General features: G+C 36.7%; 23 protein-coding genes. 19 read left to right on the top strand and 4 right to left on the bottom strand.

Going from position 1 to position 24,122, the window contains the following annotated elements; all coding sequences use genetic code 11:
• Together KRR19_RS12395 and KRR19_RS11630 are read left to right on the top strand one after the other, a co-directional pair.
• Positions 1-3,813, top strand: a 3,813-nt coding sequence (locus KRR19_RS12395; RefSeq protein ID WP_216733642.1) for an SdrD B-like domain-containing protein, incomplete at its 5' end; no start/stop codon positions are given.
• A 147-nt stretch (positions 3,814-3,960) separates the two neighbouring features.
• Entirely contained in the window at positions 3,961-4,473 is a 513-nt protein-coding gene (locus tag KRR19_RS11630; protein ID WP_057510009.1) for a methylated-DNA--[protein]-cysteine S-methyltransferase, read from the top strand.
• On the opposite strand, the gene KRR19_RS11625 is transcribed toward KRR19_RS11630, so the two are convergent.
• Complete coding sequence (locus KRR19_RS11625; RefSeq protein WP_107548285.1) at positions 4,470-5,300, bottom strand: alpha/beta hydrolase; 831 nt, start codon at positions 5,298-5,300, stop codon at positions 4,470-4,472. The two genes, KRR19_RS11630 and KRR19_RS11625, sit on opposite strands and share 4 nt — an antisense overlap.
• A 134-nt stretch (positions 5,301-5,434) precedes the next feature.
• Positions 5,435-6,052 (bottom strand): YIP1 family protein, encoded by a 618-nt coding sequence (locus KRR19_RS11620; RefSeq protein ID WP_002479834.1) that lies wholly within the window; start codon positions 6,050-6,052, stop codon positions 5,435-5,437.
• 271 nt (positions 6,053-6,323) lie between these two features.
• Between KRR19_RS11620 and KRR19_RS11615 the strand changes: the two genes are divergently transcribed.
• The 12 genes from KRR19_RS11615 to KRR19_RS11560 all read left to right on the top strand — a co-directional run bounded on the left by KRR19_RS11615 (position 6,324) and on the right by KRR19_RS11560 (position 16,648).
• Entirely contained in the window at positions 6,324-7,427 is a 1,104-nt protein-coding gene (locus tag KRR19_RS11615) for an efflux RND transporter periplasmic adaptor subunit (protein ID WP_242543482.1), read from the top strand.
• Positions 7,424-8,104, top strand: coding sequence for an ABC transporter ATP-binding protein (locus KRR19_RS11610; RefSeq protein WP_002479832.1), 681 nt, complete (start codon positions 7,424-7,426; stop codon positions 8,102-8,104). Before KRR19_RS11615 ends, KRR19_RS11610 begins: the two co-directional genes overlap by 4 nt.
• Complete coding sequence (locus tag KRR19_RS11605) at positions 8,101-9,285, top strand: ABC transporter permease (RefSeq protein ID WP_023015112.1); 1,185 nt, start codon at positions 8,101-8,103, stop codon at positions 9,283-9,285. Before KRR19_RS11610 ends, KRR19_RS11605 begins: the two co-directional genes overlap by 4 nt.
• A 132-nt stretch (positions 9,286-9,417) precedes the next feature.
• Positions 9,418-10,299, top strand: coding sequence for a cidABC operon transcriptional activator CidR (cidR, locus tag KRR19_RS11600; protein WP_002479830.1), 882 nt, complete (start codon positions 9,418-9,420; stop codon positions 10,297-10,299).
• Positions 10,300-10,416: 117 nt separating this feature from the next.
• Positions 10,417-10,995, top strand: coding sequence for a YdhK family protein (locus KRR19_RS11595; RefSeq protein ID WP_107539709.1), 579 nt, complete (start codon positions 10,417-10,419; stop codon positions 10,993-10,995).
• 440 nt (positions 10,996-11,435) lie between these two features.
• Entirely contained in the window at positions 11,436-11,822 is a 387-nt protein-coding gene (locus KRR19_RS11590; RefSeq protein WP_002479828.1) for a CidA/LrgA family protein, read from the top strand.
• Positions 11,819-12,505 (top strand): LrgB family protein, encoded by a 687-nt coding sequence (locus KRR19_RS11585; protein ID WP_002479827.1) that lies wholly within the window; start codon positions 11,819-11,821, stop codon positions 12,503-12,505. Before KRR19_RS11590 ends, KRR19_RS11585 begins: the two co-directional genes overlap by 4 nt.
• A 107-nt stretch (positions 12,506-12,612) precedes the next feature.
• On the top strand, positions 12,613-14,355 hold the full coding sequence (locus tag KRR19_RS11580; protein WP_002479826.1) for a pyruvate oxidase: 1,743 nt from the start codon (positions 12,613-12,615) through the stop codon (positions 14,353-14,355).
• 157 nt (positions 14,356-14,512) lie between these two features.
• Positions 14,513-15,073 (top strand): GNAT family N-acetyltransferase, encoded by a 561-nt coding sequence (locus tag KRR19_RS11575; protein ID WP_002479825.1) that lies wholly within the window; start codon positions 14,513-14,515, stop codon positions 15,071-15,073.
• Positions 15,074-15,145: 72 nt separating this feature from the next.
• Positions 15,146-15,544 carry an acyl-CoA thioesterase gene (locus KRR19_RS11570; protein WP_037557637.1) on the top strand — a complete coding sequence of 133 codons (399 nt, stop codon included), beginning with the start codon at positions 15,146-15,148 and terminating at the stop codon, positions 15,542-15,544.
• A gap of 71 nt (positions 15,545-15,615) precedes the next feature.
• Complete coding sequence (locus KRR19_RS11565) at positions 15,616-16,320, top strand: AzlC family ABC transporter permease (protein ID WP_023015109.1); 705 nt, start codon at positions 15,616-15,618, stop codon at positions 16,318-16,320.
• A gap of 1 nt (position 16,321) precedes the next feature.
• On the top strand, positions 16,322-16,648 hold the full coding sequence (locus tag KRR19_RS11560; RefSeq protein WP_057510001.1) for a branched-chain amino acid transporter permease: 327 nt from the start codon (positions 16,322-16,324) through the stop codon (positions 16,646-16,648).
• 101 nt (positions 16,649-16,749) lie between these two features.
• Here KRR19_RS11560 and KRR19_RS11555 read toward each other — a convergent pair whose 3' ends face one another.
• Complete coding sequence (locus KRR19_RS11555; protein ID WP_372510748.1) at positions 16,750-17,796, bottom strand: HoxN/HupN/NixA family nickel/cobalt transporter; 1,047 nt, start codon at positions 17,794-17,796, stop codon at positions 16,750-16,752.
• 169 nt (positions 17,797-17,965) lie between these two features.
• Between KRR19_RS11555 and KRR19_RS11550 the strand changes: the two genes are divergently transcribed.
• Both KRR19_RS11550 and KRR19_RS11545 read left to right on the top strand, forming a co-directional pair.
• Positions 17,966-18,733, top strand: a complete 768-nt coding sequence (locus KRR19_RS11550) for an alpha/beta hydrolase (protein ID WP_002479820.1) — start codon at positions 17,966-17,968, stop codon at positions 18,731-18,733.
• A 51-nt stretch (positions 18,734-18,784) separates the two neighbouring features.
• Positions 18,785-19,819 (top strand): LacI family DNA-binding transcriptional regulator, encoded by a 1,035-nt coding sequence (locus KRR19_RS11545; RefSeq protein WP_002479819.1) that lies wholly within the window; start codon positions 18,785-18,787, stop codon positions 19,817-19,819.
• A gap of 106 nt (positions 19,820-19,925) precedes the next feature.
• Here KRR19_RS11545 and KRR19_RS11540 read toward each other — a convergent pair whose 3' ends face one another.
• Entirely contained in the window at positions 19,926-20,504 is a 579-nt protein-coding gene (locus KRR19_RS11540) for a prolipoprotein diacylglyceryl transferase (RefSeq protein ID WP_105978534.1), read from the bottom strand.
• Between the two features lie 745 nt (positions 20,505-21,249).
• Between KRR19_RS11540 and KRR19_RS11535 the strand changes: the two genes are divergently transcribed.
• Genes KRR19_RS11535 through sdaAA form a run of 3 tightly spaced genes read left to right on the top strand, consistent with a single transcriptional unit; the run spans position 21,250 to position 23,918 of the window.
• Positions 21,250-22,293 carry a PTS sugar transporter subunit IIC gene (locus tag KRR19_RS11535; RefSeq protein ID WP_002479817.1) on the top strand — a complete coding sequence of 348 codons (1,044 nt, stop codon included), beginning with the start codon at positions 21,250-21,252 and terminating at the stop codon, positions 22,291-22,293.
• A 43-nt stretch (positions 22,294-22,336) separates the two neighbouring features.
• Positions 22,337-23,014 carry an L-serine ammonia-lyase, iron-sulfur-dependent subunit beta gene (gene sdaAB, locus KRR19_RS11530; protein WP_002479816.1) on the top strand — a complete coding sequence of 226 codons (678 nt, stop codon included), beginning with the start codon at positions 22,337-22,339 and terminating at the stop codon, positions 23,012-23,014.
• 13 nt (positions 23,015-23,027) lie between these two features.
• A complete protein-coding gene (gene sdaAA, locus KRR19_RS11525; RefSeq protein WP_002479815.1) occupies positions 23,028-23,918 on the top strand; it encodes an L-serine ammonia-lyase, iron-sulfur-dependent, subunit alpha in 891 nt (296 codons plus the stop codon).
• The last annotated feature ends 204 nt before the right edge of the window (positions 23,919-24,122 follow it).

Genomic DNA, 24,122 nt, shown 5'->3' with positions numbered 1-24,122 from the left:
ACATACAACTTAGGTGACTATGTATGGGAAGACAGCAATAAAGACGGCATCCAAAACTCGAATGAAGTGGGTATCGAAGGCGTAACAGTAACATTGACAAAACCAGACGGATCAACAGTAACGACAGTTACAGATGCGAACGGTAAATATGAGTTTACTGGTCTAGAAAACGGCGACTACACAGTTGATTTCACAGCACCGGAAGGTTATGAAGCAACATTAGTCAACGTAGGTGACGATGCATTGGATTCAGACGGCGCGTCAACAACAGTGACAATCAATAACGCGGATAACTACACAATCGACAGCGGATTCTTCAAACCAGCGGTTGAAGAACCAACGCCAGTACCGGCAACATACAACTTAGGTGACTATGTATGGGAAGACAGCAATAAAGACGGCATCCAAAACTCGAATGAAGTGGGTATCGAAGGCGTAACAGTAACATTGACAAAACCAGACGGATCAACAGTAACGACAGTTACAGATGCGAACGGTAAATATGAGTTTACTGGTCTAGAAAACGGCGACTACACAGTTGATTTCACAGCACCGGAAGGTTATGAAGCAACATTAGTCAACGTAGGTGACGATGCATTGGATTCAGACGGCGCGTCAACAACAGTAACAATCAATAACGCAGATAACTACACAATCGACAGCGGATTCTACAAACCAGCGGTTGAAGAACCAACGCCAGTACCAGCAACATACAACTTAGGCGACTATGTATGGGAAGATTCAAATAAAGACGGCATCCAAAACTCGAATGAAGTGGGTATCGAAGGCGTAACAGTAACATTGACAAAACCAGACGGATCAACAGTAACGACAGTTACAGATGCGAACGGTAAATATGAGTTTACTGGCCTAGAAAACGGCGACTACACAGTTGATTTCACAGCACCGGAAGGTTATGAAGCAACATTAGTCAACGTAGGTGACGATGCATTGGATTCAGACGGCGCGTCAACAACAGTAACAATCAATAACGCAGATAACTACACAATCGACAGCGGATTCTTCAAACCAACGGTTGAAGAACCAACGCCAGTACCAGCAACATACAACTTAGGCGACTATGTATGGGAAGATTCAAATAAAGACGGCATCCAAAACTCGAATGAAGTGGGTATCGAAGGCGTAACAGTAACATTGACAAAACCAGACGGATCAACAGTAACGACAGTTACAGATGCGAACGGTAAATATGAGTTTACTGGTCTAGAAAACGGCGACTACACAGTTGATTTCACAGCACCGGAAGGTTATGAAGCAACATTAGTCAACGTAGGTGACGATGCATTGGATTCAGACGGCGCGTCAACAACAGTAACAATCAATAACGCGGATAATTACACAATCGACAGCGGATTCTACAAACCAGTTGAAGAGCCGACACCAGTTCCAGCTACTTACACAGTTGGCGATAAAGTTTGGGAAGACACAAACAAAGACGGAGTACAAAACTCAAATGAACCAGGTATTCCTGGCGTAGAAGTAACGTTGACAAAACCGGACGGATCAACAGTAACGACTACAACAGACGGAAACGGTAACTATGAGTTTACAAACTTACCGAATGGCGATTACACAATCACATTCGAAACACCTGAAGGTTACGAACCAACAACACCGAATGTCGGCAACCCTGAATTAGACTCAAACGGAACAACAACAACAGTTACTGTTAATAACGGCGACGATAAGACAATCGACAGCGGTTTCTACAAACCAGTACAAGAAACACCACAAGAGCCAGCAACTTACACAGTTGGTGATAAAGTTTGGGAAGACACAAACAAAGACGGAGTACAAAACTCAAATGAACCGGGTATTCCTGGCGTAGAAGTAACGTTGACAAAACCAGATGGTTCAACAGTTACGACAACAACAGACAATAACGGTAACTATGAGTTTACAAACTTACCGAACGGTGATTACACAATCACATTCGAAACACCAGAAGGTTATGAACCAACAACACCGAATGTCGGCAACCCTGAATTGGACTCAAACGGAACAACAACAACAGTAACTGTAGACAATGCAGACGATAAGACAATCGACAGCGGTTTCTACAAACCAGTACAAGAAACACCACAAGAGCCAGCAACTTACACAGTTGGTGATAAAGTTTGGGAAGACACAAACAAAGACGGAGTACAAAACTCAAATGAACCGGGTATTCCTGGCGTAGAAGTAACATTAACGAAACCAGATGGTTCAACAGTTACGACAACAACAGATAATAACGGTAACTATGAGTTTACAAACTTACCGAACGGTGATTACACGATCACATTCGAAACACCGGAAGGTTATGAACCAACAACACCGAACGTCGGTAATCCTGAATTAGATTCAAACGGTACGACAACAACAGTTACTGTTAATAACGGCGACGATAAAACAATCGACAGCGGTTTCTACAAACCAACAGTTGAGCCAACACCAGTACCAGCAACATATAACTTAGGTGATTATGTATGGGAAGATAGTAATAAAGACGGTATCCAAAACTCTAACGAAGTAGGTATCGAAGGTGTAACAGTAACGTTAACGAAACCGGATGGTTCAGTCGTTACAACAACAACAGATGCGAATGGTAAGTATGAATTCACAGATTTACCAAATGGTGAATACACGATCACATTCGAAGCACCGGAAGGTTATGAACCAACATTAGTTAATGTAGGAAATACTGCGCTTGATTCAGATGGAACAACTACAACAGTTACAATCAATAATGCAGATAACTACACAATTGATAGTGGCTTCTTTAAACCAGTAGTAGAACCAACACCAGTACCAGCAACTTACACAGTTGGCGATAAAGTTTGGGAAGATACAAACAAAGACGGTATCCAAAACTCAAATGAACCTGGCATCCCTGGCGTAGAAGTAACGTTGACAAAACCAGATGGATCAACAGTTACAACTACAACAGACGAAAATGGTAATTATGAGTTCACAAACTTACCGAATGGTGAATATACAATTACATTTGAAACGCCAGAAGGTTATGAACCAACATTAGTTAATGTAGGAAATACTGCATTAGACTCAGACGGCAAAACTGTAACAGTGATTGTAAATAACGCAGATGATAAAACAATCGACAGCGGATTCTACAAACCAGTAGTAGAACCAACACCAGAGGATCCAACACCGGAAGAGCCAGGCACACCTGAAAAGCCGGAAGAACCGACAACACCAGAGGAACCAGGCACACCTGAAAAACCGGAAGAACCGACAACACCGGAAGAACCAGGCACACCTGAAAAGCCGGAAGAACCGACAACACCAGAGGAACCAGGCACACCTGAAAAACCGGAAGAACCGACAACACCAGAGGAACCAGGCACACCTGAAAAACCGGAAGTTCCGACAACACCGGAAGAGCCAGGCACACCTGAAAAACCGGAAGAACCGACAACACCAGAGGAACCAGGCACACCTGAAAAACCAGAAGTTCCAACAACGCCGGAAGAACCAGGCACACCTGAAAAACCAGAAGTTCCGACAACACCGGAAGAGCCAGGCACACCTGAAAAACCGGAAGTTCCAACAACACCAGAGGAACCAACTGCACCAGCTGTTACTCCAGCTCCAAGCGTGGAACAACCAGCAGTTGAAAAACAAGAAAAGCCTTCTGAAGAAGCAAGTTCTAAAGAGAAGGAAGAAGCTTTACCAGACACAGGTGAAACAGAAAGCACAAATAACGCACCATTATTCGGTGGATTATTTGCAGCTCTAGGTTCAATCTTGTTATTCGGTAGACGTCGTAAAGACAATAAAGATAAACAATAAGTTTAACTAAAAAATCTATCAATGATTTTTGGAACACATCTCATTTGAGGTGTGTTCTTTTTTTATACATAATGAAAGTAATAGGGATTAAAAGAAATTATTGAATTTGCAGCGTTTAAATAGATAAAAAGAAGAAAAGGTGATTTAATGACGAAAATGAGTGATTATCAATCTCCAATAGGAACATTAACGCTTGTAAGCGAAGATGATGTATTGACAGGTATTTATTACGAAGGACAAATTAATAAAGAAGATCCAAATATAGATAAAGTGGCATTAACCTCAGTGCCAGTTTTTAACCAAGTCAGTGATTGGTTAGATCGTTATTTTAAAGGGGAAAATCCAGAAATTAATTTTAAGTATCATGCTTCTGGTACTGAATTCAGAGAACAGGTTTGGAATGAGCTTGTTAAAATTCCTTACGGTGAATTAGTAACGTATGGAGATATAGCACGTAAAATTGCACAGTTAAGAGGTAAGAAAAAAATGTCTGCACAAGCAGTTGGTGGAGCAGTAGGCAGTAATCCGATTTCTATTATTATCCCTTGCCACCGTGTGGTAGGCCACCACAACAAACTGACTGGATATGGTGGCGGATTAGATAGGAAGCGTTATTTATTAGAATGTGAACATCATGACTTAAATCAATTTACGACTTAAATTTCTAAACATTGGTGTAAGAATTGCTCTGCTTGTTGGTATATTGTTTTAATATTACTATTAAACGAACGATCAAAATCGTGTTCATCACTATCGAGTGTAATTAATGTGGAATTAGGAATATATTGTTTCAACCGTTCGCTTTCACTAAAAGGAACATCAATATCTCTTGAAGCATGCGCAATAAAAACGGGAGGCAATTGTTTTAAAGCACGTGCACTTAAATTTAATTCAGTTTTTTCAGCATCTTGAATACCGACAAATTCATACCACTGTCCGATGCCTCTTGTATATAAATAGAGTGGATAACGAAACTGAATCGGTCCTTCTGTAATCGGTTGTGATTGAATCATCATATCAATCATAGCTGAGTTAAGATGGGCCGTTTTCTTTTGGAATTCACTGTGCGGTAATTTGAATTCAGGCAAGTCCACTTTTGCATAACCATAAAAATCAATGACACCTTTAACAGTACGTTGAGATGCGATTTGCAAAGCTAAATAACCTCCGGAAGATCGTCCGAAAGTAAAGAGTGGCAAATCAGGATATATTTTATTGATGTTATCAAATACTAAAAAAGCATCATTTAAAATAGTGCCGATATTGGATTCGGGTGCTAACCGATAGGGTGCTTCCACTAAATGAAAATGTTGTGTCAGTATTTGAATTGCTTCATCAGATAAATCGTGAGGTGAACCCGCAATTAAACCACCACCATGATAATAGATGATGATACCTTTCGGTTGTTGTGAAAGGTGCGTACGTATATGAAGTTGGAAATTATCAGGTGTTTGTATGGTGTTTGTTTGTGTATCTATTAGAATCACTACTTTCTGCTTGAATAAGTCACTACAAATGACTTGTTAATAGTTTAAGCTTTTTTGAATAGAAAAACGAATCATAAATATATAAATAAGAGGGAATGACACACATGTTCATTCCCTCTTATACATTAGCTATATTATTGAATGGATGCGCCAAGCAATCCGAATCCGATTGAAATAATGACTAATGCAACACCAAAAATAATAGAAACTTTTCCTGATAACTTACAAGTTTTATACAGTAAAACACTCAATAAATAACCAGAAAGTAAAGTCTGTAAGTTAAATACGCTAAGTACTTTATTACCTGGGTCAAATATATTCAAGCTTGTGATCGAAATTTTCACAATATCTAAACCAACAATCACTTGAATCACTAAGACAATCAGTGCTACTAATGAGCTGATTAACAGCGCAAATAATGTTCCCGCAAAAATGCTTTTCTTTTTCACATTAGATTTGAAAATACGCGCAATTGCCCAAACGATTAAAAATGCGATAAGTAAATAGAAAAGTTGTGAGAAGAGGCCTCCAATAACAGTGACTGGTCCCATAAACGATCTAGCTTGTTCAACTTGTGCTTGATTCATATTTGGGTTGGTTTGTTTCATGAGTTCTGTCCAATCACTAAAAGCGAAAGTCAACCATAGTGAACCAATAACTACGACAATCCAAATAATTAAATTAAGTATCCATTTTGGACGTTCTCTGAATTTGCTAAAGGAATCCCCTAGCAGTAAGTTAGAATTTTCCATATGCTACTCCTTATGTAAGATTTATTAAGAGCGTATCATAGTCATTAATTTTAATAAATGGTTTTTCTAAAAATGATAAAATTTTTTATTGATGTTTTAATCATTTGATTTCATTGTTAATGAGCGTTGCTTAAATTAGTAGACAACTTTAAAGATTATAAATATCTAACTTTATTAATGTAAAGGTATTCATTTATTTTTAAGTTGTGATATTATGCAATTGTGAGTTTAAAATTAATCGTTAGGAGAGAGAATTAGTGTGAAAAAGAAAATGACATGGATAATTTTAATCATTGCGGCAATTCTACTATTATTTATTATCGCAATCATTGTTAAAAATGCTGGAGGCACATCAAATAAGGAAAATACATATAGTGTCTATAAAGCTAAAAAAGAAAGTCCGCTAACTATGCAAGGTAAAGCTTCTCCGGAAACAGTGAAGTCTTACCAAAATAATTCAACTATCGGTACATATATCAATACCACTGTTTCAAATGGTCAAGATGTTGAAAAAGGTCAACAAATTATCAGCTATGATACGAGCCAGAATCAACGTCAAAGCTTACTTGATAAAGTGAACCAATCAGAACGTGCAAGACAAAAAGCGCAAGAAAGTGTCAATCGTGCACCAAATGATGAGCAAGCCAACGAACAACTATCAGAAGCACAAGCAAACTTAAATAAAGCGAATCAATCATTAAATCAATTTGATCAACAAATTAACGATAGCTTATTTGCGGCTTTCCCAGGAAAGATAGAAATTATGCAAGAGGATTATCCTAATGAAGGTGAAACGATTCTTCAATTAATTTCAAAAGATCCGCAAATCAAAACAACAGTAACTGAATATGATTTGAATAAAATTAAAGAAGGACAAAAAATTGAATATAAGGTCAACAGCACAGGTGACAAAGGGACAGGTGAAGTTATAAAGATATCTGAACTTCCAACAAGTTATGAAGACAGTCTGAATGAAAATGCGATGAGTGGTGCTTCTGCTGCAGGTGCTTCTGAAGAAGAAGGAGCAGGACAAGCTTCGAATCCTGTTATGAATGATGTATCAGGTAAAGACAGCTCAAACGATGCTTCGAAATATAAAGTGGTTATTGGTCATTTATCTTCTCCAGTACGTGCAGGTTTATCACTAGATGCTTCTGTCGCTACTGACAAAATTAAAATTCCTCAAAATGTATTGGACAAAGATAATACAGTTTATGTTCTAAATAAAGAAAATAAAATTGAAAAACGTAAAATCAAAGTAGAAAAGAAAGAGGGTTCTATTTACGTTAAGTCAGGATTGAAAGAAGGAGAACGTTTAGTTCAAAATTCTAAATCATCTCTAAAAGAGGGAGATAAGATTGAGGTGAAAGAATGATTAAGTTAGAAAACATCAATCGTTCTTTTAAAAATGGAGATAAAGTGAATCATATCTTAAAGGATATTTCCCTGGAAATAAAAAAGGGCGAGTTTATCGCAATTATGGGGCCTTCTGGTTCAGGTAAAAGTACGTTGATTAATATCATAGGTTTCATTGATAGAGGCTATGAGGGCGAATACTTATTTAATAACAACAATTATAAAAAGAGTTCGGATAATCAATTAGCTGAAATTAGAAACCAAGTTGTAGGTTTTGTCTTTCAAAATTTTAAATTGATACAAAATAACACAGTGCTAGAAAATGTAAGTATTCCTTTAGTTTATGCAGGTATCGGAAGTCAAGAACGAAAGCAGCGTGTTTTAAATACACTGCATAATGTCGGGCTCTACGATAAAGAAAATTTTGTGCCAAATAAATTATCTGGCGGTCAACAACAACGGGTGGCAATTGCGCGTTCCATAGTGAATCAACCAAAGTTTATTATCGCAGATGAACCTACGGGTGCACTCGACTCAAAAACTTCAGAAGATATAATGGAATTATTTATACGTCTGAATCAAGAACAAGAGACAACGATGATTATGGTGACACATGATAGAGCAGTAGCTGAAAAAGCAGATCGCATCTTCCACATCTTGGATGGACGCATTCAGGAAGAAGAGGTGATAAAATGAGTCGATTATCTAATATACTCATTGTTTCACTACGTTCAATCATGAAAAATAAGCGGCGTAATATCTTCACGATGATTGGGATTATTATTGGTATTGCGGCTGTGATTACTATCATGGCTTTAGGAAATGGATTCAAAAAGACCGCAAATGAACAGTTTTCAGATTCAGGTGCGTCTAAAGATGCTGCGCTTATTAGCTTTATGCAGTCTACGGATGCTGATATAAAAACAGAGCCTTTTGCACCTAGTGATATTCGATTAGCGGAAAGAGAAAAAGGAGTAGAAAAAGCACAGATTAAAAAAGATAAAGATCAAGCATTTACAGCTAAAGTGACGAATTCACGTAAAAATGGCAATGCAAATATTTACGTGAAGGACCAATTTAGCAATGTAGATGAAGGTCACGGTTTTAATCAAGGTGATAATGCGATTGAAAACAAAGTTGTAACCATTGATAAGAAATTAGCTGAGGATTTATTTGATAAACCTAAAAAAGCAGTTGGACAATCACTATTTATTAATGGACAAGGATTTAAGATTGTCGGTATAACCACGGGTGATGGCTTTGAAAATAATGTCGTACATATGCCGACACAAACGCTTGAACATTATTTACCTAATCTAACGCAAGATTTTGCACAGTTAGAAGTTAAGATCGAAGATGGTTATAACAAAAAAGAAGTAGGTGAACGTGTCGCAAAGGTGTTATCGAAAAAAGGAAGCGGCCAAGCAGCAGGTAGTTATCAATATTCAGATATGGAAGAAATGATGAAAGGCATCAGTAAAATATTTGATGGAATTACGTACTTTGTAGCAGCAGTCGCAGGTATATCTCTATTCATTGCAGGTATTGGTGTGATGAATGTGATGTACATTTCCGTTGCGGAGCGTTCAGAAGAAATCGCAATACGTCGCGCGTTCGGTGCTAAAGCAAGAGATATTGAGATACAATTCTTAGTTGAAAGTGTCGTACTTTGTTTAATAGGTGGCATTATCGGATTATTATTAGGTATCGGAATTGCTTCGCTTGTCGATGTAGTCACACCTGATTATATCAAGAGTGCTGTAAGCTTAGGATCTGTTTTACTCGCAGTGGGTGTATCAACTTTAATTGGTATTATATTCGGTTGGATACCAGCACGTGCAGCAGCTAAAAAAGAATTGATTGATATTATTAAATAAAAAGAAAGCAGACCGAGAGTTGAAAAGTTCTCTGGTCTGTTTTTCTGGATATATAGCACTTCAGCAGTTGATATTATAAAATAGTGGTATATGTGAAAAGAAAGAAATTGTAAAAAGAGAAGGGGCACAAACATGGATATTAAACAAATGGGATATTTTATTGCAGTTGTACAACATGGCGGTATGACAAATGCCTCTAAAGAACTTTATATTGCACAGCCCACAATCAGCAAAGCAATCAAAGATTTAGAAAACGAACTGGGCAGTGCGTTATTTGATCGTAGTAAACGTCATTTAACTTTGACAGACAGCGGAGAGATTTTCTATAAGAAATCATTGGAAATTATGAATTTGTTTGAGAACCTGCCTAAAGAAGTGAATCAGTTAAAGGGACTTGAAGCGGGTCATATCAGTATTGGATTATCAGCTGTTATGAACATGAATAAATTCATTGATACACTAGGTAATTTCCATCAAATGTATCCAAATATTACGTACAATTTGGTAGAGAATGGCGGGAAGGCATTAGAATCTCAAATCATCAATAATGAAATTGACATTGGCATTACAACTTTGCCTGTAGACAGTGCTATCTTTGAATCTATTCCACTTTATACAGAGGATATTTTGTTGGTTGTTAGTGAAACACATCCATTCGCTGGACGTGAAATGGTAGAAATGCATGAGTTAGCAAATGAAGATTTTATATTGTTTAATGAAGATTTCTATTTAAACGATAAAATTATTGAAACAGCTAAACGTTCTGGTTTTGTGCCTAAGACTATTTCCAAAATTTCGCAATGGAACTTTATCGAAAACTTATTAACAGCTGGATTAGGAGTCAGTATCCTACCAGAAAACATTGTGAAAATGCTGCGTGGGCCTATTCATAGTGCGAAAATTAATGATGCTTCTATGAGATGGCAACTAGGTGTGATTTGGAAAAAAGAAAAGTATATCAACTATGCGACAAGAGAATATATTGATTACATGAAATCATCATTAACTATATAAAACTAGACAAAGGACGTCACTTTTTGCGACAGCATAAGGGCGTCCTATTTTTATTAGATTGTAATATACCTAAAGGGGGTATATGATAAATGTGGGAGTAAAGAAAGGGTGAAAGGTATGTTGAAAAGAATCGGAATGGTTATGTTAACGTCGTCTCTGATACTTACCGCTTGTTCAAATGATCAAGAGGACACACAAACCTCAAGTCAAAATGCTCAAAATACAACACAAGATAAACAGACTTCAAAAGAGGGAGAACATCACATGGGGCATCATCATGGCCAAATGCCTGAACATATGCATCATGCACGTCACAGTCAGTTTGATGAGGGGGATGATGTTAGATTAAAAGAAGGCCACATGCCAGGCATGATGAATGCTGACGGTAAAGTTAAAGGCGCTTATAATACATGTGTGTACGAAGTCAGCTATCAACCAACTGATGGCGGTAAAAAAGTTTCTCATCACAAATGGGTCGTAAATGAGGAAATCAAAAATGCACCGAAAGAAGGTTTCAAAAAAGGGGACACTGTTACTTTGAAAGCGAATCATATGAAGGGTATGAAAGGTGCGAAAGCAACAATCGATAAAGTAGAAAAAACAACAGTTTATACAGTGGACTATAAAGATAAAGATAATGGCAAGATGGTTAAGAATCATATGTGGATGACTGAAGATGAATTGTCACCAAGATAAGTAAAGTTCACTAGAATGTCATAATGGGGTATAAAGCGAATGTTTAAGAGGTTGCACAGATCATACAATTATATTTAACGGTATTTTCAATGCTTTCATTTCTAAAGCAAGACAGTTGTTCGGTAAAATGAACAGCTGTTTTTGTGTGCTTTTAAATTTATTGTTAAGACTGTCAGAAAGGGGTATATACGTTATGGAACAAGATTGATGGTAACAAAAGTTCGTATTTGGAAGAAAAGTAATCGATGTTATCGCTTTCATAGAAAAAAGTAATAGGTAGTATCTAAAATCGATATTTTTATTATACACAGAATTGTCATAGAATAAGGAATGTAAGTCAAAAGAATGTGTATAAATAGTGATGGACACTAGATTCAGACACCAGAATCGATTTGGACATGACCATTTATACGCTTATTTTTAAGGAAAGGTGTTAGCTTATGACATCGAAGGTTTTAAAGATTATCTTCCAAATTATCTTGATTATGGGCATCACGTATTTAGGCAACACCCTTCAGCACCTTTTGCATATTCCATTAGCTGGAAGTATCGTCGGCCTAGGACTCTTTTTCCTACTATTACAATTTAAAATTATACCTGTCAAATGGGTCGAAGCGGGTTCCAACTTCTTGCTAACAACGATGGTGTTTTTCTTTATCCCTTCCGTCGTTGGTGTAATGGATATCATAGGTGACATACACCTCAACTTTATTTTGTTCTTCGGCGTCATCATTCTCGGAACAATAGCTGTCGCTTACGTCTCTGGGCTAATTGCTGAGAAGATGGCCAGAAGACAACATGGTGGTAAGGGGAGTCACACATCATGATTATTTTAAAAGACATCATAATGATAGTACTGACAGTGGTTATGTATCTTGCAGCGAAGAAGCTGCACAAGAGATTTCCTAGCCCATTCTTAAATCCAGCCCTAGTTGCTTCAATTGGAATTATAATCGTGTTATTGTTGTTCCGTCAGAATTATAATTCTTACATGGCAGGCGGCCATTTAATTAATTACTTGCTGAGCTGTACGGTTGTTTGCTTAGCTTATCCGCTTTATATCAATCGTCATAAAATATTTGAAAACTTCAATATTATTTTTACAAGCGTATTGACTGGCGTATTACTCAATTTTGTGTTAGTTTATTCGTCGTTGAAGATTTTAGGCTTCAATAAAGAAGAAATTGTCACATTATTACCGCGTTCCATCACAGCAGCGGTTGGTATCCAAGTATCTCACCAAATGGGCGGTGCAGATACAATTACAGTACTATTTATTATTACCACTGGCTTAATCGGCAGTATGCTCGGCTCATTGCTGTTGCGTATGGGGAACTTTAGAACTTCCATTGCAAAAGGGCTTGCATTTGGAAATGCATCACATGCGTTCGGAACAGCAAAAGCCTTAGAATTAGATTTAGAATCAGGTGCATTCAGTTCAATTGGTATGATTCTGACTGCAGTCATCAGTTCAGTGTTGTTACCAATCCTGATTATTCTTTTTTATTAGCATTAGAATATATAGACACACTTTGCATAACGCAGCATCAAACACTAACTAAAGGGTAGTTTGAATACAGTTACTTTTTTAATGAATAGAAAGGGGCTATTTTTAAAATGGCAAAAATTAAAGCAAATCAAGCACTTGTAGAAGCTTTACTACAATGGGATATTGATCACTTATATGGTATCCCGGGCGACTCTATCGACGCAGTAGTTGATAGTTTACGTACAGTAAGTGAACAAATTAAATTCTATCATGTTCGTCATGAAGAAGTAGGAAGCTTAGCAGCTTCAGCTTACACAAAACTTACTGGTAAAATCGGCGTATCATTAGCAATCGGTGGTCCAGGTGCGATTCACTTATTAAATGGTATGTATGACGCTAAAATGGATGGCGTTCCTCAATTAGTGCTAGTAGGTCAATCTAATAGTACTGTACTTGGTACTAAAGCTTTCCAAGAAACAAATTTATTATCATTATGTGAAGATGTTTCAGTATACAACCGTCAAATCTCAGAAAAAGATGACGATATCTTTGGTATCGTAAACGAAGCTATTAAAACAGCTTACGAGAAAAAAGGTGTGGCAACTTTAATCTTGCCTAACAACTTATTAACTAACAAAGTTAAAGATACAACTAATAAAGTTGTAAACAAAAAACGCCCAACAATCCCAGCACCAAACACAGCTAAAATTAAAAAAGCTGCAAAATTAATTAATAAAGCTAAAAAACCTGTAATGTTAATGGGTACTGGTGCAAAACATGCTGGACCTGAAGTAGAAGCTTTAATCAATAAAGCACAAATCCCTACAATCATCACTTTACCAGCTAAAACAATCATTCCAGATGACCACCCATATAACTTAGGTAACATCGGTAAAATCGGTACAAAACCTGCATATCAAGCAATGCAAAATGCTGACTTATTAATCATGGTAGGTACAAACTATCCATATGTTGATTACCTTCCTAAGAAAAATATCAAAGCCGTTCAAATCGACATTGATCCAAGTGCAATCGGTCACCGTTTCAAAGTAAATGCTGGAATTATCGGTGACGCTAAAATCGCGTTAACTGAATTAACAAACCTTGTTAAACCAGTTAAAAACCGTAAATTCTTAAAAGAAGCATTAGATAACATGGCTACTTGGAAAGAATGGATGGAAAAAGACCTTAACAATGATTCTTATCCAATCCGTCCAGAACACTTGATGCAAGCTATCAACAGAGAAGCAGACAATGACGCTGTATTCTCAATTGATGTTGGTACTTCAACAGTATGGTCAACACGTTACCTAAACCTTAAACCAAGTAACGAATTCATTATTTCTAGTTGGTTAGGTACAATGGGTTGCGCGTTACCAGGTGCAATTGCATCTAACGTAGCATTCCCTAACCGTCAAGTTATCGGTATCGCTGGTGACGGTGGTTTCCAAATGGTAATGCAAGACTTCGCAACAGCTGTTCAATATAACATGCCAATGGTTATCTTCGTATTGAACAACAAACAATTAGCGTTCATCAAATACGAACAACAAGCAGCTGGTGAATTAGAATATGCAATCGACTTCTCAGATATGGATGTTGCTAAATTCGCTGAAGCATGCGGCGGTGCTGGTTACACATTAGAAGATCCAGCAGACATCGATACTGTTGTTGAAGCTGCATTAAATGAAAACAGACCAACAATCGTAAACGTACATGTTGATGCGAACGCTGCACCACTTCCAGGTAAAATTGTACCGGATGAAGCAATCAACTATGCTAAATGGGCATACAGATCTATTACTGAAGATAAAAAATTAGACTTTGATGAAATCCCACCACTTTCAGTAGCAGCTAAACGTTTCTTATAATATTTAAGAAATGAACTGAATACTCAATTTCGACGAGTAGTGCATTTTGCATTACTCGTCTTTTTTTTACATCGAATTAATATTGAAATATTCTGTCAACTCCACTATACTCTAGTTATTCATGAAAAAATACATAGAGCGAAAGCAGGCGATACATGTGGACTTTTTTTATTTTCCAGTAGATGAAGACATAAAGTTAGCACAACCTGAAACATTCATGGCTGAACCTTTATTTCAAGTGATTGAACAAGATAGAGCATTTCTTTCAACGTATTTACCGTTCATTGATCATACCTTAACGGTGGAAGATGAACTCAACTTCATTAAGTTAATGTTGAAGAAACAGGCTGCAGGTGAACATCGCCTTTTTGTGATTTACTATCGAGACCAAGTAGTTGGCACTATTGATATACAGCAAATTGATTTAGAAAATAAAAAAGCTTTTGTAGGATATTGGTTGCAGAGTAAGTATAATGGCTTAGGAATCATTGCCCGTTGCCTACATAAAATCTGTGATTTCGCATTCAATACTTTGGATTTAAATAAGTTATCGTTGCACATCAACACTAAAAACAAAGCCAGTCAAAAAGTCGCAGAACGTGCAAACTTCCGTTTTGTTGGAACGGATAAAGATGAGTCATTTGAACGTGGACAATTTGAAGACTTTCATAGATACGCTTTGCTGAAACATGAATTCAATACAGAAACTTCATTGTAAATTAAGATAACACTTATCAACTTTATAAAAACGTTGTTATACTGATGTTATAAAGAAAGATAGGAGTTGTCGGTGTTGAGCGAACGTAAATTAGTGGCAGAAACAGAAATTGAAGTAAACGGCTATGATATTGATGCGATGGGTATCGTCAGCAATATTGTCTATGTCCGTTGGTTTGAAGATTTAAGAACAATATTTGTAAATAAGCATCTAACCCCTTCTGAAATGTTGAAACAAAATATTTCACCTATACTTATGCATACTGAAATTGATTATAAGATACCACTTACTATTCACGACAAACCCGTTGGCAAATGCTGGTTAACGAAAATCAGTCGTTTAAAATGGGTGTTTGAATTTGAAATCAGTACAGGTAATCAAATCCATTGCCAAGGTATGCAGTATGGCGGGTTCTACAATATTGTTGAACAAAAAGTAGTACCAGTACCTGATGCTTTCAGAGTTTTATAAGCTACATTAAATCTTCGGAAAATGTATGTTTTTCGAAGATTTTCATATACATAGAAAGAGGATTGATAGTCATGACTGAACATCCGCATTTAAAAGCTATAAAAGCAGCATTTCCTCAAACAATTCCAATTTTCGCAGGGTTTTCATTTATTGGTATTGCTTATGGTATTTATATGCATTCATTAGGCTTCCCGCCAATTTATGCGATGCTGATGAGTTTGTTGATTTTTGCAGGATCCATGGAATTTGTGGCCGGAAGTTTATTATTAGTTCCATTTAATCCATTAAGTGTCTTCGTATTGACACTTATGCTGAATTCCAGACACTTATTTTATGGTATTTCCATGTTGGATCGATTTAAAGGGACAGGAAAATATAAGCCATACTTAATTTTTGGGATGTGTGATGAAACCTTCGTAATTAATAATATGGCGAATGTACCTAAAAATGTCGATAAGACCTTATTTATGTTCTATGTCACATTATTAAATCAATTTTATTGGTTTTTCGGTACGACAATCGGAAGTCTGTTCGGTGTCTTTATTAAGTTTGATACAAAAGGCTTAGATTTTGTGATGGTCGCTCTTTTCGTTGTAATCTTTTTAGAGTCTTGGTTGAAAGAAAAGAATCATGTAAGTTCATTAATTGGGTTGGCTATCCCTATAGTTTGTTTGGTCATCTTCGGACCTAATCAATTCATCTTACCTTCAATGATTTTAATTGTGCTCGCATTGACTATCCTCAGAGGATATTTCGCAAGAAAGGGTGTGGCTTAATATGACCTTAACCCAACAAATTTTAACGATTGCGGTTGTTGTGATTGGAACGATGTTGACACGCTTCTTGCCGTTTTTAATCTTTTCTAAAGATAAAGAAACACCAAAGTTTGTACAATATTTAGGCGCTGTACTTCCTGCAGCGGTATTTGGTTTCTTAGTCGTTTATGCGTTACGTAAAACGCCTATCTTAACTGGCAATCATGGGTTGCCAGAGTTGATTGCGATTGTAGTGATTATTATCTTGCATGTGATTAAACGTAATATGTTGATTTCAATTGCGGGTGGTACAATCGCTTATATGATATTAGTTCAATTTGTATTTTAAAAAGCAATCCTTACATTTACTTAATTTTTAAAGTGAAATGTAAGGATTGCTTTATTTTAGATGAAGGTAAGGAATTGTTATGGTAAGAAAAGTTTTGAATACTATCGCAACTGTTGTTCTTCAAAGTGATTAAGTTTCCAAATAATCACAGATACTAACCAAAACAATAAGAATACGCCAACGAGCAGATAACCTAAATGATTAAATTCAATTGATGCAACTTCATCCCAAAAAGGACTGTGCAATTTAAAATGTTCGCCAATCATTTGTAGAATTTCTACAGTACCGATTATCAACGCAGCTATGACGGAGATGGCGGTAATGGTAATATTGTAATAAATTTTACGAACTGGTTTTAGAAATGCCCAGTGATAAGCAGACTTCATGAGCGCGCCATCTAGTGTATCTAATAAACTCATGCCTGCCGCAAATAATAATGGAAGTGCGATAATGCCAGCAAAAGGCAATGACTGTTCAGCAGCCCCAGATGATAATGCAAGCAAAGCAATCTCACTTGCAGTATCAAAGCCTAATCCAAATAGGAAACCTAATGGTAAAACGTGCCAACTTCTGTTGATGAATTTAAAATAAGGACCAACAAATCGTTGAATAAGCCCTCTAGAAGCTAACAATTGATCCAGTTCATCGTCAGAAACTTGTTCAAAGCGTAAACGCATAAATAAACGAATCAATGACACTAAGATAATTAAGTTCAAAATACCAATTAGTAGTAGAAATAGACCAGAAACCATCGTTCCGATGATTCCACCAATAGCTTGAAAGAGGGGCATCTGTTGCTGTGCCCATGATACTGAAACACCTAATAAAAGTGCCATGATAAAAACTACGCTGGAATGGCCGATAGAAAAATAGAAGCCAACACCTGACGGATTTTGTTTTTCTTGCATCAGTTTGCGAACTGTATTATCAATAGCTGCAATGTGGTCAGCATCAAATGCATGACGTAAACCTAGTGTATATGCTAAGATACCCATTCCGAATAAAATAGGGTGTGTATGTGCACCCATCCATAAACAAGTAACACCTATCAGGTGCAATAATATAATAATGATTAAATAAGGAAGCATATCTTTAATATGAGTAGTCCTGATGTTCAATAGCGTCATCTGCTTTCTGTATTTTATAATTTAGTCAATATAATAAATTAACTATGAAAGAACTCTATTATTTTAATACGAATAAACAAGTAAGTAAATAACTAAAAAAGAATGGAGCTATTGTATTGAAAAAGTGATTTTCAAGTCTGCATAGGGTAAGTGAAAATAAGGATATATAGTGAAAGAGAGGTTTTTATCTGTGTCAGATATTGATTATATTTCATCTTTTGATGGTGTGAATCTCTACAGTAAAATTACGTTAGGTGAACAGCCAATGGCTAATTTGATTATTGTACAAGGATTGTCAGAAGAATTAGATGACTATGATGGTGTGGCTTCAACATTTAATGAATATGATTATAATGTCATTCGTTATGATCAACGAGGTCATGGTAAAACTCCTGGTGACAAAAATCTTTATGAACATGTAGATATCGTCGTAGAAGATTTAAAGGCTGTTGTAGATTATGTTAAAGCACAATTGACAGGAAAAATATTTATTTTAGGCCATGGTGTAGGCGGTACAATAGCGACATTATTTGGTATACGTTATCCGAATGCAGTGCACGGTTATATTTCTGCAGGTGGTTTGTCTCCAACGGGGCAACCTGTCTTTCGTGATGATGTCGTAGATCATTCAGCAGAAATAGAAAATCAGGATGAAGAAGCGGATATTGAGAAACATAAAAGAATCAAAGCATTTAGAGAAGCGGTCCGAGATATGGATATCGAATTTTCTAAGTTTGAAGACAAAGTGTTGATTATGCATGGTGGCAGTGACCGCATTGTAAGTTCTGATGATGCAATCCAATTCTTCAAAGAAGCTAAAACCACACATAAATCATTAAGAATTTATGACGGGTTAGATCATGAGTTATTAAATGTAAGTTCATATCGCGGTATGTTATTATCAGATATTGTAAATTGGTTAGATTTTGAATTATCTATGGAGAACATTGATAAGTAAGCACACCAAGAATAAACAACAATTCAACTGATTCAAGGAGTTTGAAAGAAAATGAAGAAAACACAACCGACCTTACATGATATTGCGAGAATTTCTGGCTTGTCGATTGCGACGGTCAATCAAATATTAGAAGATAAAAAGCATGTTTCTAATGATCAAGCACGTGCACGTGTAGTGGAAGCATTAGAAATGTTAGGCTATGAACCGAGTCGATATATTCAATCTTTACGCGGAGAAAGTATTAAAACAATCGCATTTATTATACCGAGACACGATGCTTATTATGCCTCTGTCATTGATGCGATTGAGCATCAACAAGGTTCAGAGTCTATTCGAATTATTGCGATGGCATCTAATGAACAAGTACAACGTCAAGATGAGCTGATAGATTGGTTTGTATCACAACAAGTAGATGGTATTATTGTTTCGCCAGTTTCAGCACAAATGCGTATTTCAAAACGTTGGAGAGACATTCCAATGGTAATTATTGATAATCAAATTGAGGATGAACAGATACCTTACATTGGGTTAAATCATGAAGATACAGCCTATCAAGCTGCTGAACATTTATTGAAACAAAACCATCAATCAATCGCTTTAATTTTAGGTAATCCTGCTTCCAGTGCAACAGCTGATACAAGAATGGGATATAAAGCAGCATTAGAAGATTTTGAACAACAAATGGATGAACGACTAATCTCATATCAATATACTGATTTAAGTTTACAAGCTACAGAAAAATACGGCTATGACACCGTCCAGCAACTCTTTGCGCAATCAAATCATCCAACTGCATTGATTGCTTCGAATCATGCGATGTTGTCTGGTATTTTACAAGCACTTAAAACAAAGGAATTAAAAGTGCCTGAAGATGTTGCAATTGTTACATTAGAAGAGAATAGTTGGAATAAAGTACATTATCCATCATTAACCGCTGTAGGTATTCATGCTGAAACTATCGGCGCATCAATTTTTGCACGCTTAAAACAATTTTTTGAAGGAGAAAGTGAACAAATTCAATCAGATTGGTTAATGGCACAGTTAAATGTCAGAGACTCTAGTGTGCACTCATCTAAAAATGAATAAAAAATAAACAGACTTAGAAACAATGTCTTAAAGAAAGGGAGAAAAGACAGGTTTCTAAGTCTGTTTTTTTAGGGATTTTAGAAAAGATATACTAGGGATTTTTCAATCAAACGTCATCTCGGTTTGGAACAACTGAACGTGCATTTTGTCTGCATACGTGAATAAGGGCAATAGTAGAGACAACAATACTCATAATAATGGCTATGACAGCACCCGATTCTGGATGGTCAACGTGTCCTGTTTCTGGCAAGTCAGCGTATGATGCGGTTTCACCCTGATAGTGTGAGCCTGCATCTTCACTTTTTGAAGTTGTTGCTGATGCTTGATGCGCATAGGTTTGTCCTGCTGTTGCTTTTGAGGTTGTGGACTCAGTATCTGCTTCTTTACGATTTCCTTCTGCATCTGCGACATTTGTCTTTGAAACATTTTCTGCAAGGGAAGGATCGGGTTCAACATCAGCAGCTTGAGCCACATCAGTTGGATGCGATGTAGGGATAAATGTTTCAGTTGTTTGAGCAGTATCAGTATTTTCGACCAAAGCGGATAATTCAGCGGACTGTTCATTTGCGTAATCATGACTTTCAGCAGCATTCATCACTCCAGGCATATTAAAGAATAGTAAACCGCTTAAAGCTAGCGTAGAAACATGAAGCAAGCTTTTCTTTTTACTTAACTTCATAGGCATGAAAACAACACTCCTATTTCAAAATGAAAGTGTCATGTCATCCATGGTGTTATGAGTATGAGGTATAAACTGTCGGATGAAACAGACAAAACGACAACGAAGAAAATTGATATACACATGCGGATATGTGAGAGATAGATTTCTGGTGTACGGCTTTATGGGATAGTATTGCTTTCCGCAGTGATTCGGCGTTATCATCAATTTCGTCACTTCAAGCATGGCATAGGAATATTAAGCTAACTTAAAATTGAGTTTAAAAAAGGATAAACTTCGTAAATTTTCAGTATATTAGAACTTTTTAGGTATTAAATTGCTCAAAATCCTACGGTATCAAGCATTTTAGCTTTTACCCGATAAAATCACCCGAATTTGTTGGTTTAAAGTTATTTACTAAAGTGTTATAGTTGCTAATGGAAAATAATTTGTATAGACAAATAACAATAAAAGTCTAAAGGGAGTCTTTAATGTTGTTTTAGGGTTAACAAGATTATTTTTATTAATGGTAAGTGTTTAAATTAATTGCTATCGTTTAAACTAATTGTGACAACTTTATAAACGTTATGATTATAATTACTCTTTATATTTAAAAATAAAGAGTAATAATAGTCATAATAAAGAGTTTGTGAAATTATTCGCAATTTGTTCACAAAATGTTTGCAAAAGGTATTGAAAACGCTTTATCAAAGGTAGTATGATGTCGGTGGTAGGAAAATTAAATATATAGTAGGAAAAGAGGTCATTTGGCATGGATATTATTTTGGGAACTGGGACGTTGTTGCTAGTCCTTCTAGCAATGTCGTTATTCTTAAAATTTGCTCCTTATGGTAAACAGGGGCTACAAGCACTTTCAGGTGCAGCATGTGCAACATTTTTACCGCAAGCATTCTTAAGTTATGCGATCGGTGGCGTGTTCCACTTGGAATTCTTCCAAAGAATTGGAGACTTAGCAGGAAGCTTAAGTGGTATTGCAGTAGGTATTTTAACTGGTTTGAAATTGGGAATCTCTCCAGTCTTCGCAGTTATCATTGGTTTAGTTTTACATGATCAAAAATTATTACCGGCATTTATCGCTGCTTACTTAGTGAGCTTCTTGATTAAATTGATCGAGAAAAAAGTACCAGAAGGCTTAGACTTAATTGTCGTAATCTTAGTCGCTCCGGCATTAGCATTCGGAATCGGCGGATTAATTTCACCAGGAGTAATGGCTGTGTTAAGACAAATCGGTGGTGCGATTACAGCAGTTGGTGACAATAATCCTTACGCTTTAGCAATTATTTTAGGCTTAATCATTCCGGTGGTAGGTATGACGCCATTAAGTTCTATGGTATTAACAAGTTTACTTGGTTTAACAGGTGTTCCGATGGCTATCGGTGCATTAACAACTACAGGTTCATCATTCGTTAACTTTATGATGTTCAGAGCACTTAAAATCGGCGGCTTAGGTAAAGCCTTCGCAGTTGCAGTAGAACCTTTAACACAAATCGATACAATCGCAAAATATCCGATTCAACTTTACGGCGCAAACGCCATAGTCGGTATGTTTACAGCGACAATTGTTACGATTGCAGGTTTAGTTATTAATGTAACGGGAATGGCAACACCAATAGCTGGTGCAATTGTATTGTTTGGATTTAACAAACCAATTCCATCACTTATTACTATCGCAGCTGTTATCGTGACAGCAATTATCCTTGGTTGGATTTTAGGTAAGATTATGAGCAAAATCAACTTCAAGAAACTATCTGACAAATTACCTGAAGGCAAAGCAGAACCGTCAAAAGCAAATTAATTAAGCATTTCTTATAAAGAGATTAAGGAGATGACAATACGCTATGGCACGTAAACATGATTACCAAAGCGCATTTGATATAATCGGTCCAGTTATGATGGGACCATCAAGTTCACACACTGCAGGTGCAGTAAAAATCGGTAACGCAGCAAGAATGGTACTTCAAGGAGAACCTGAAGATATTGAAGTTCATTATTATGAATCATTTGCACAAACACACTTAGGACACGGTACAGACGTTGCAATCGTTGGTGGCTTACTAGGATTCAGCACTTTCGACGAACGTATCAGCAATGCAGTAAACATTGCTAAAAACGATGGTATCGATGTTCGTTTCATCGAAGAAACTGGAAGAAGTTTAGGAGAGCATCCTAACTGTGCATTAATTAAAGCAAAACAAGGTGATCGTCACATCGAATTGAACGGAATCTCAATCGGTGGCGGAACTATTAAAATTAAAAGCATTAACGTCAATGGTCAATGTATTCTAATGAACCACGGCTTACCATTATTAGAAATCGATGGACCAACTGACAATGCGACAATCAACCATTTAATCAATGATTTAATCGAACACGGTGCAGACATCAACGAAGAAATCAAAACGATTAATCCAGATGGCTGTTTAATGGCTTTACACTTAAACAAAGCCTTACCAGAAGAAGCACTTAGCGATTTAAGAGAGAAATATAGCGACTTAAACTTTGCATATATAAAATAAAGAGGTGTAATGTATGTTTGATTCAATTAAAGAGATCATAGATTATGCGAATAAACATGATATGAAATTCTCAGAAATTATGATTGAAGAAGAGAAAGAATTAAGTGGGAAATCACGTGATGAAATCCGTGAACAAATGAGACAAAACTTACAAGTAATGCGCGACGCAGTTGAAAAAGGGACAACTGGCGAAGGCGTTAAAAGTGTAACAGGGTATACTGGTCAAGACGCAATTAAAATTAAAAACTATAACGAAAACAACCATGCGCTTTCAGGTAATGAAATGATGAGTGCCGTTATGGGTGCAGTTGCGACAAACGAAGTGAACGCAGCAATGGGTATCATTTGTGCTACTCCAACAGCTGGTTCCTCCGGTACAATTCCAGGTACACTATTCAAATTAGAAAAAACACATGGCTTAACTGAAGATCAAATGGTGGACTTCTTATTCACAGCAGCTATCTTCGGCCGTGTTGTAGCAAACAACGCAAGTGTTGCTGGCGCAACAGGCGGTTGCCAAGCTGAAGTTGGTTCAGCATCAGCTATTGCTGCAGCAGCAGCAGTTGAAACATTCGGCGGTAAACCAGAAGCTTCAGGTCAAGCAATGGCTATCGCAATCAGTAACTTATTAGGTCTAGTTTGTGACCCAGTTGCTGGTTTAGTAGAAATTCCATGTGTAATGCGTAACGCAATCGGTTCAGGTAACGCATTAATCTCAGCTGACTTAGCATTAGCTGGCGTGGAAAGCCGTATCCCAGTAGATGAAGTAATTGAAGCTATGGATAAAGTTGGACGTAACTTACCAGCTGAATTACGTGAAACTGGTCTTGGTGGTTTAGCAGGTACACCGACAGGTGAAGCAATCAAACGTAAAATCTTCGGTGACTCACAAGTTAAATCATAATTGCCTGATGAATATGTAAATTTCATTAAAAGTTAAATTGATAAATTCTAGAAACACGCAACCTGAAAAAGGTTGCGTGTCAGACTGTCGACAAAGTCCTACGGACTTGTCGGCATTTTTTATTTTTTAACATTTTACATAATAACCTTTTCCCCATTTCTTGTATAATGATAGTAATAAGATAATGAGGTGATAGTATGCTAA

Origin of the sequence: Staphylococcus sp. CWZ226 (genome assembly GCF_018986355.1) — a bacterium.
Taxonomy (GTDB): domain Bacteria; phylum Bacillota; class Bacilli; order Staphylococcales; family Staphylococcaceae; genus Staphylococcus; species Staphylococcus simulans.
This window is presented reverse-complemented; position numbering and strand designations above follow the sequence as displayed.

Coding starts and splice junctions, on each gene's coding strand:
- KRR19_RS11630 (WP_057510009.1), top strand. CDS start 3,961: ATGACGAAAATGAGTGATTATCAATCTCCAATAGGAACATTAACGCTT.
- KRR19_RS11620 (WP_002479834.1), bottom strand. CDS start 6,052: ATGGAAAATTCTAACTTACTGCTAGGGGATTCCTTTAGCAAATTCAGA.
- KRR19_RS11615 (WP_242543482.1), top strand. CDS start 6,324: ATGACATGGATAATTTTAATCATTGCGGCAATTCTACTATTATTTATT.
- KRR19_RS11610 (WP_002479832.1), top strand. CDS start 7,424: ATGATTAAGTTAGAAAACATCAATCGTTCTTTTAAAAATGGAGATAAA.
- KRR19_RS11605 (WP_023015112.1), top strand. CDS start 8,101: ATGAGTCGATTATCTAATATACTCATTGTTTCACTACGTTCAATCATG.
- cidR (WP_002479830.1), top strand. CDS start 9,418: ATGGATATTAAACAAATGGGATATTTTATTGCAGTTGTACAACATGGC.
- KRR19_RS11595 (WP_107539709.1), top strand. CDS start 10,417: ATGTTGAAAAGAATCGGAATGGTTATGTTAACGTCGTCTCTGATACTT.
- KRR19_RS11590 (WP_002479828.1), top strand. CDS start 11,436: ATGACATCGAAGGTTTTAAAGATTATCTTCCAAATTATCTTGATTATG.
- KRR19_RS11585 (WP_002479827.1), top strand. CDS start 11,819: ATGATTATTTTAAAAGACATCATAATGATAGTACTGACAGTGGTTATG.
- KRR19_RS11580 (WP_002479826.1), top strand. CDS start 12,613: ATGGCAAAAATTAAAGCAAATCAAGCACTTGTAGAAGCTTTACTACAA.
- KRR19_RS11565 (WP_023015109.1), top strand. CDS start 15,616: ATGACTGAACATCCGCATTTAAAAGCTATAAAAGCAGCATTTCCTCAA.
- KRR19_RS11560 (WP_057510001.1), top strand. CDS start 16,322: ATGACCTTAACCCAACAAATTTTAACGATTGCGGTTGTTGTGATTGGA.
- KRR19_RS11545 (WP_002479819.1), top strand. CDS start 18,785: ATGAAGAAAACACAACCGACCTTACATGATATTGCGAGAATTTCTGGC.
- KRR19_RS11540 (WP_105978534.1), bottom strand. CDS start 20,504: ATGCCTATGAAGTTAAGTAAAAAGAAAAGCTTGCTTCATGTTTCTACG.
- KRR19_RS11535 (WP_002479817.1), top strand. CDS start 21,250: ATGGATATTATTTTGGGAACTGGGACGTTGTTGCTAGTCCTTCTAGCA.
- sdaAB (WP_002479816.1), top strand. CDS start 22,337: ATGGCACGTAAACATGATTACCAAAGCGCATTTGATATAATCGGTCCA.
- sdaAA (WP_002479815.1), top strand. CDS start 23,028: ATGTTTGATTCAATTAAAGAGATCATAGATTATGCGAATAAACATGAT.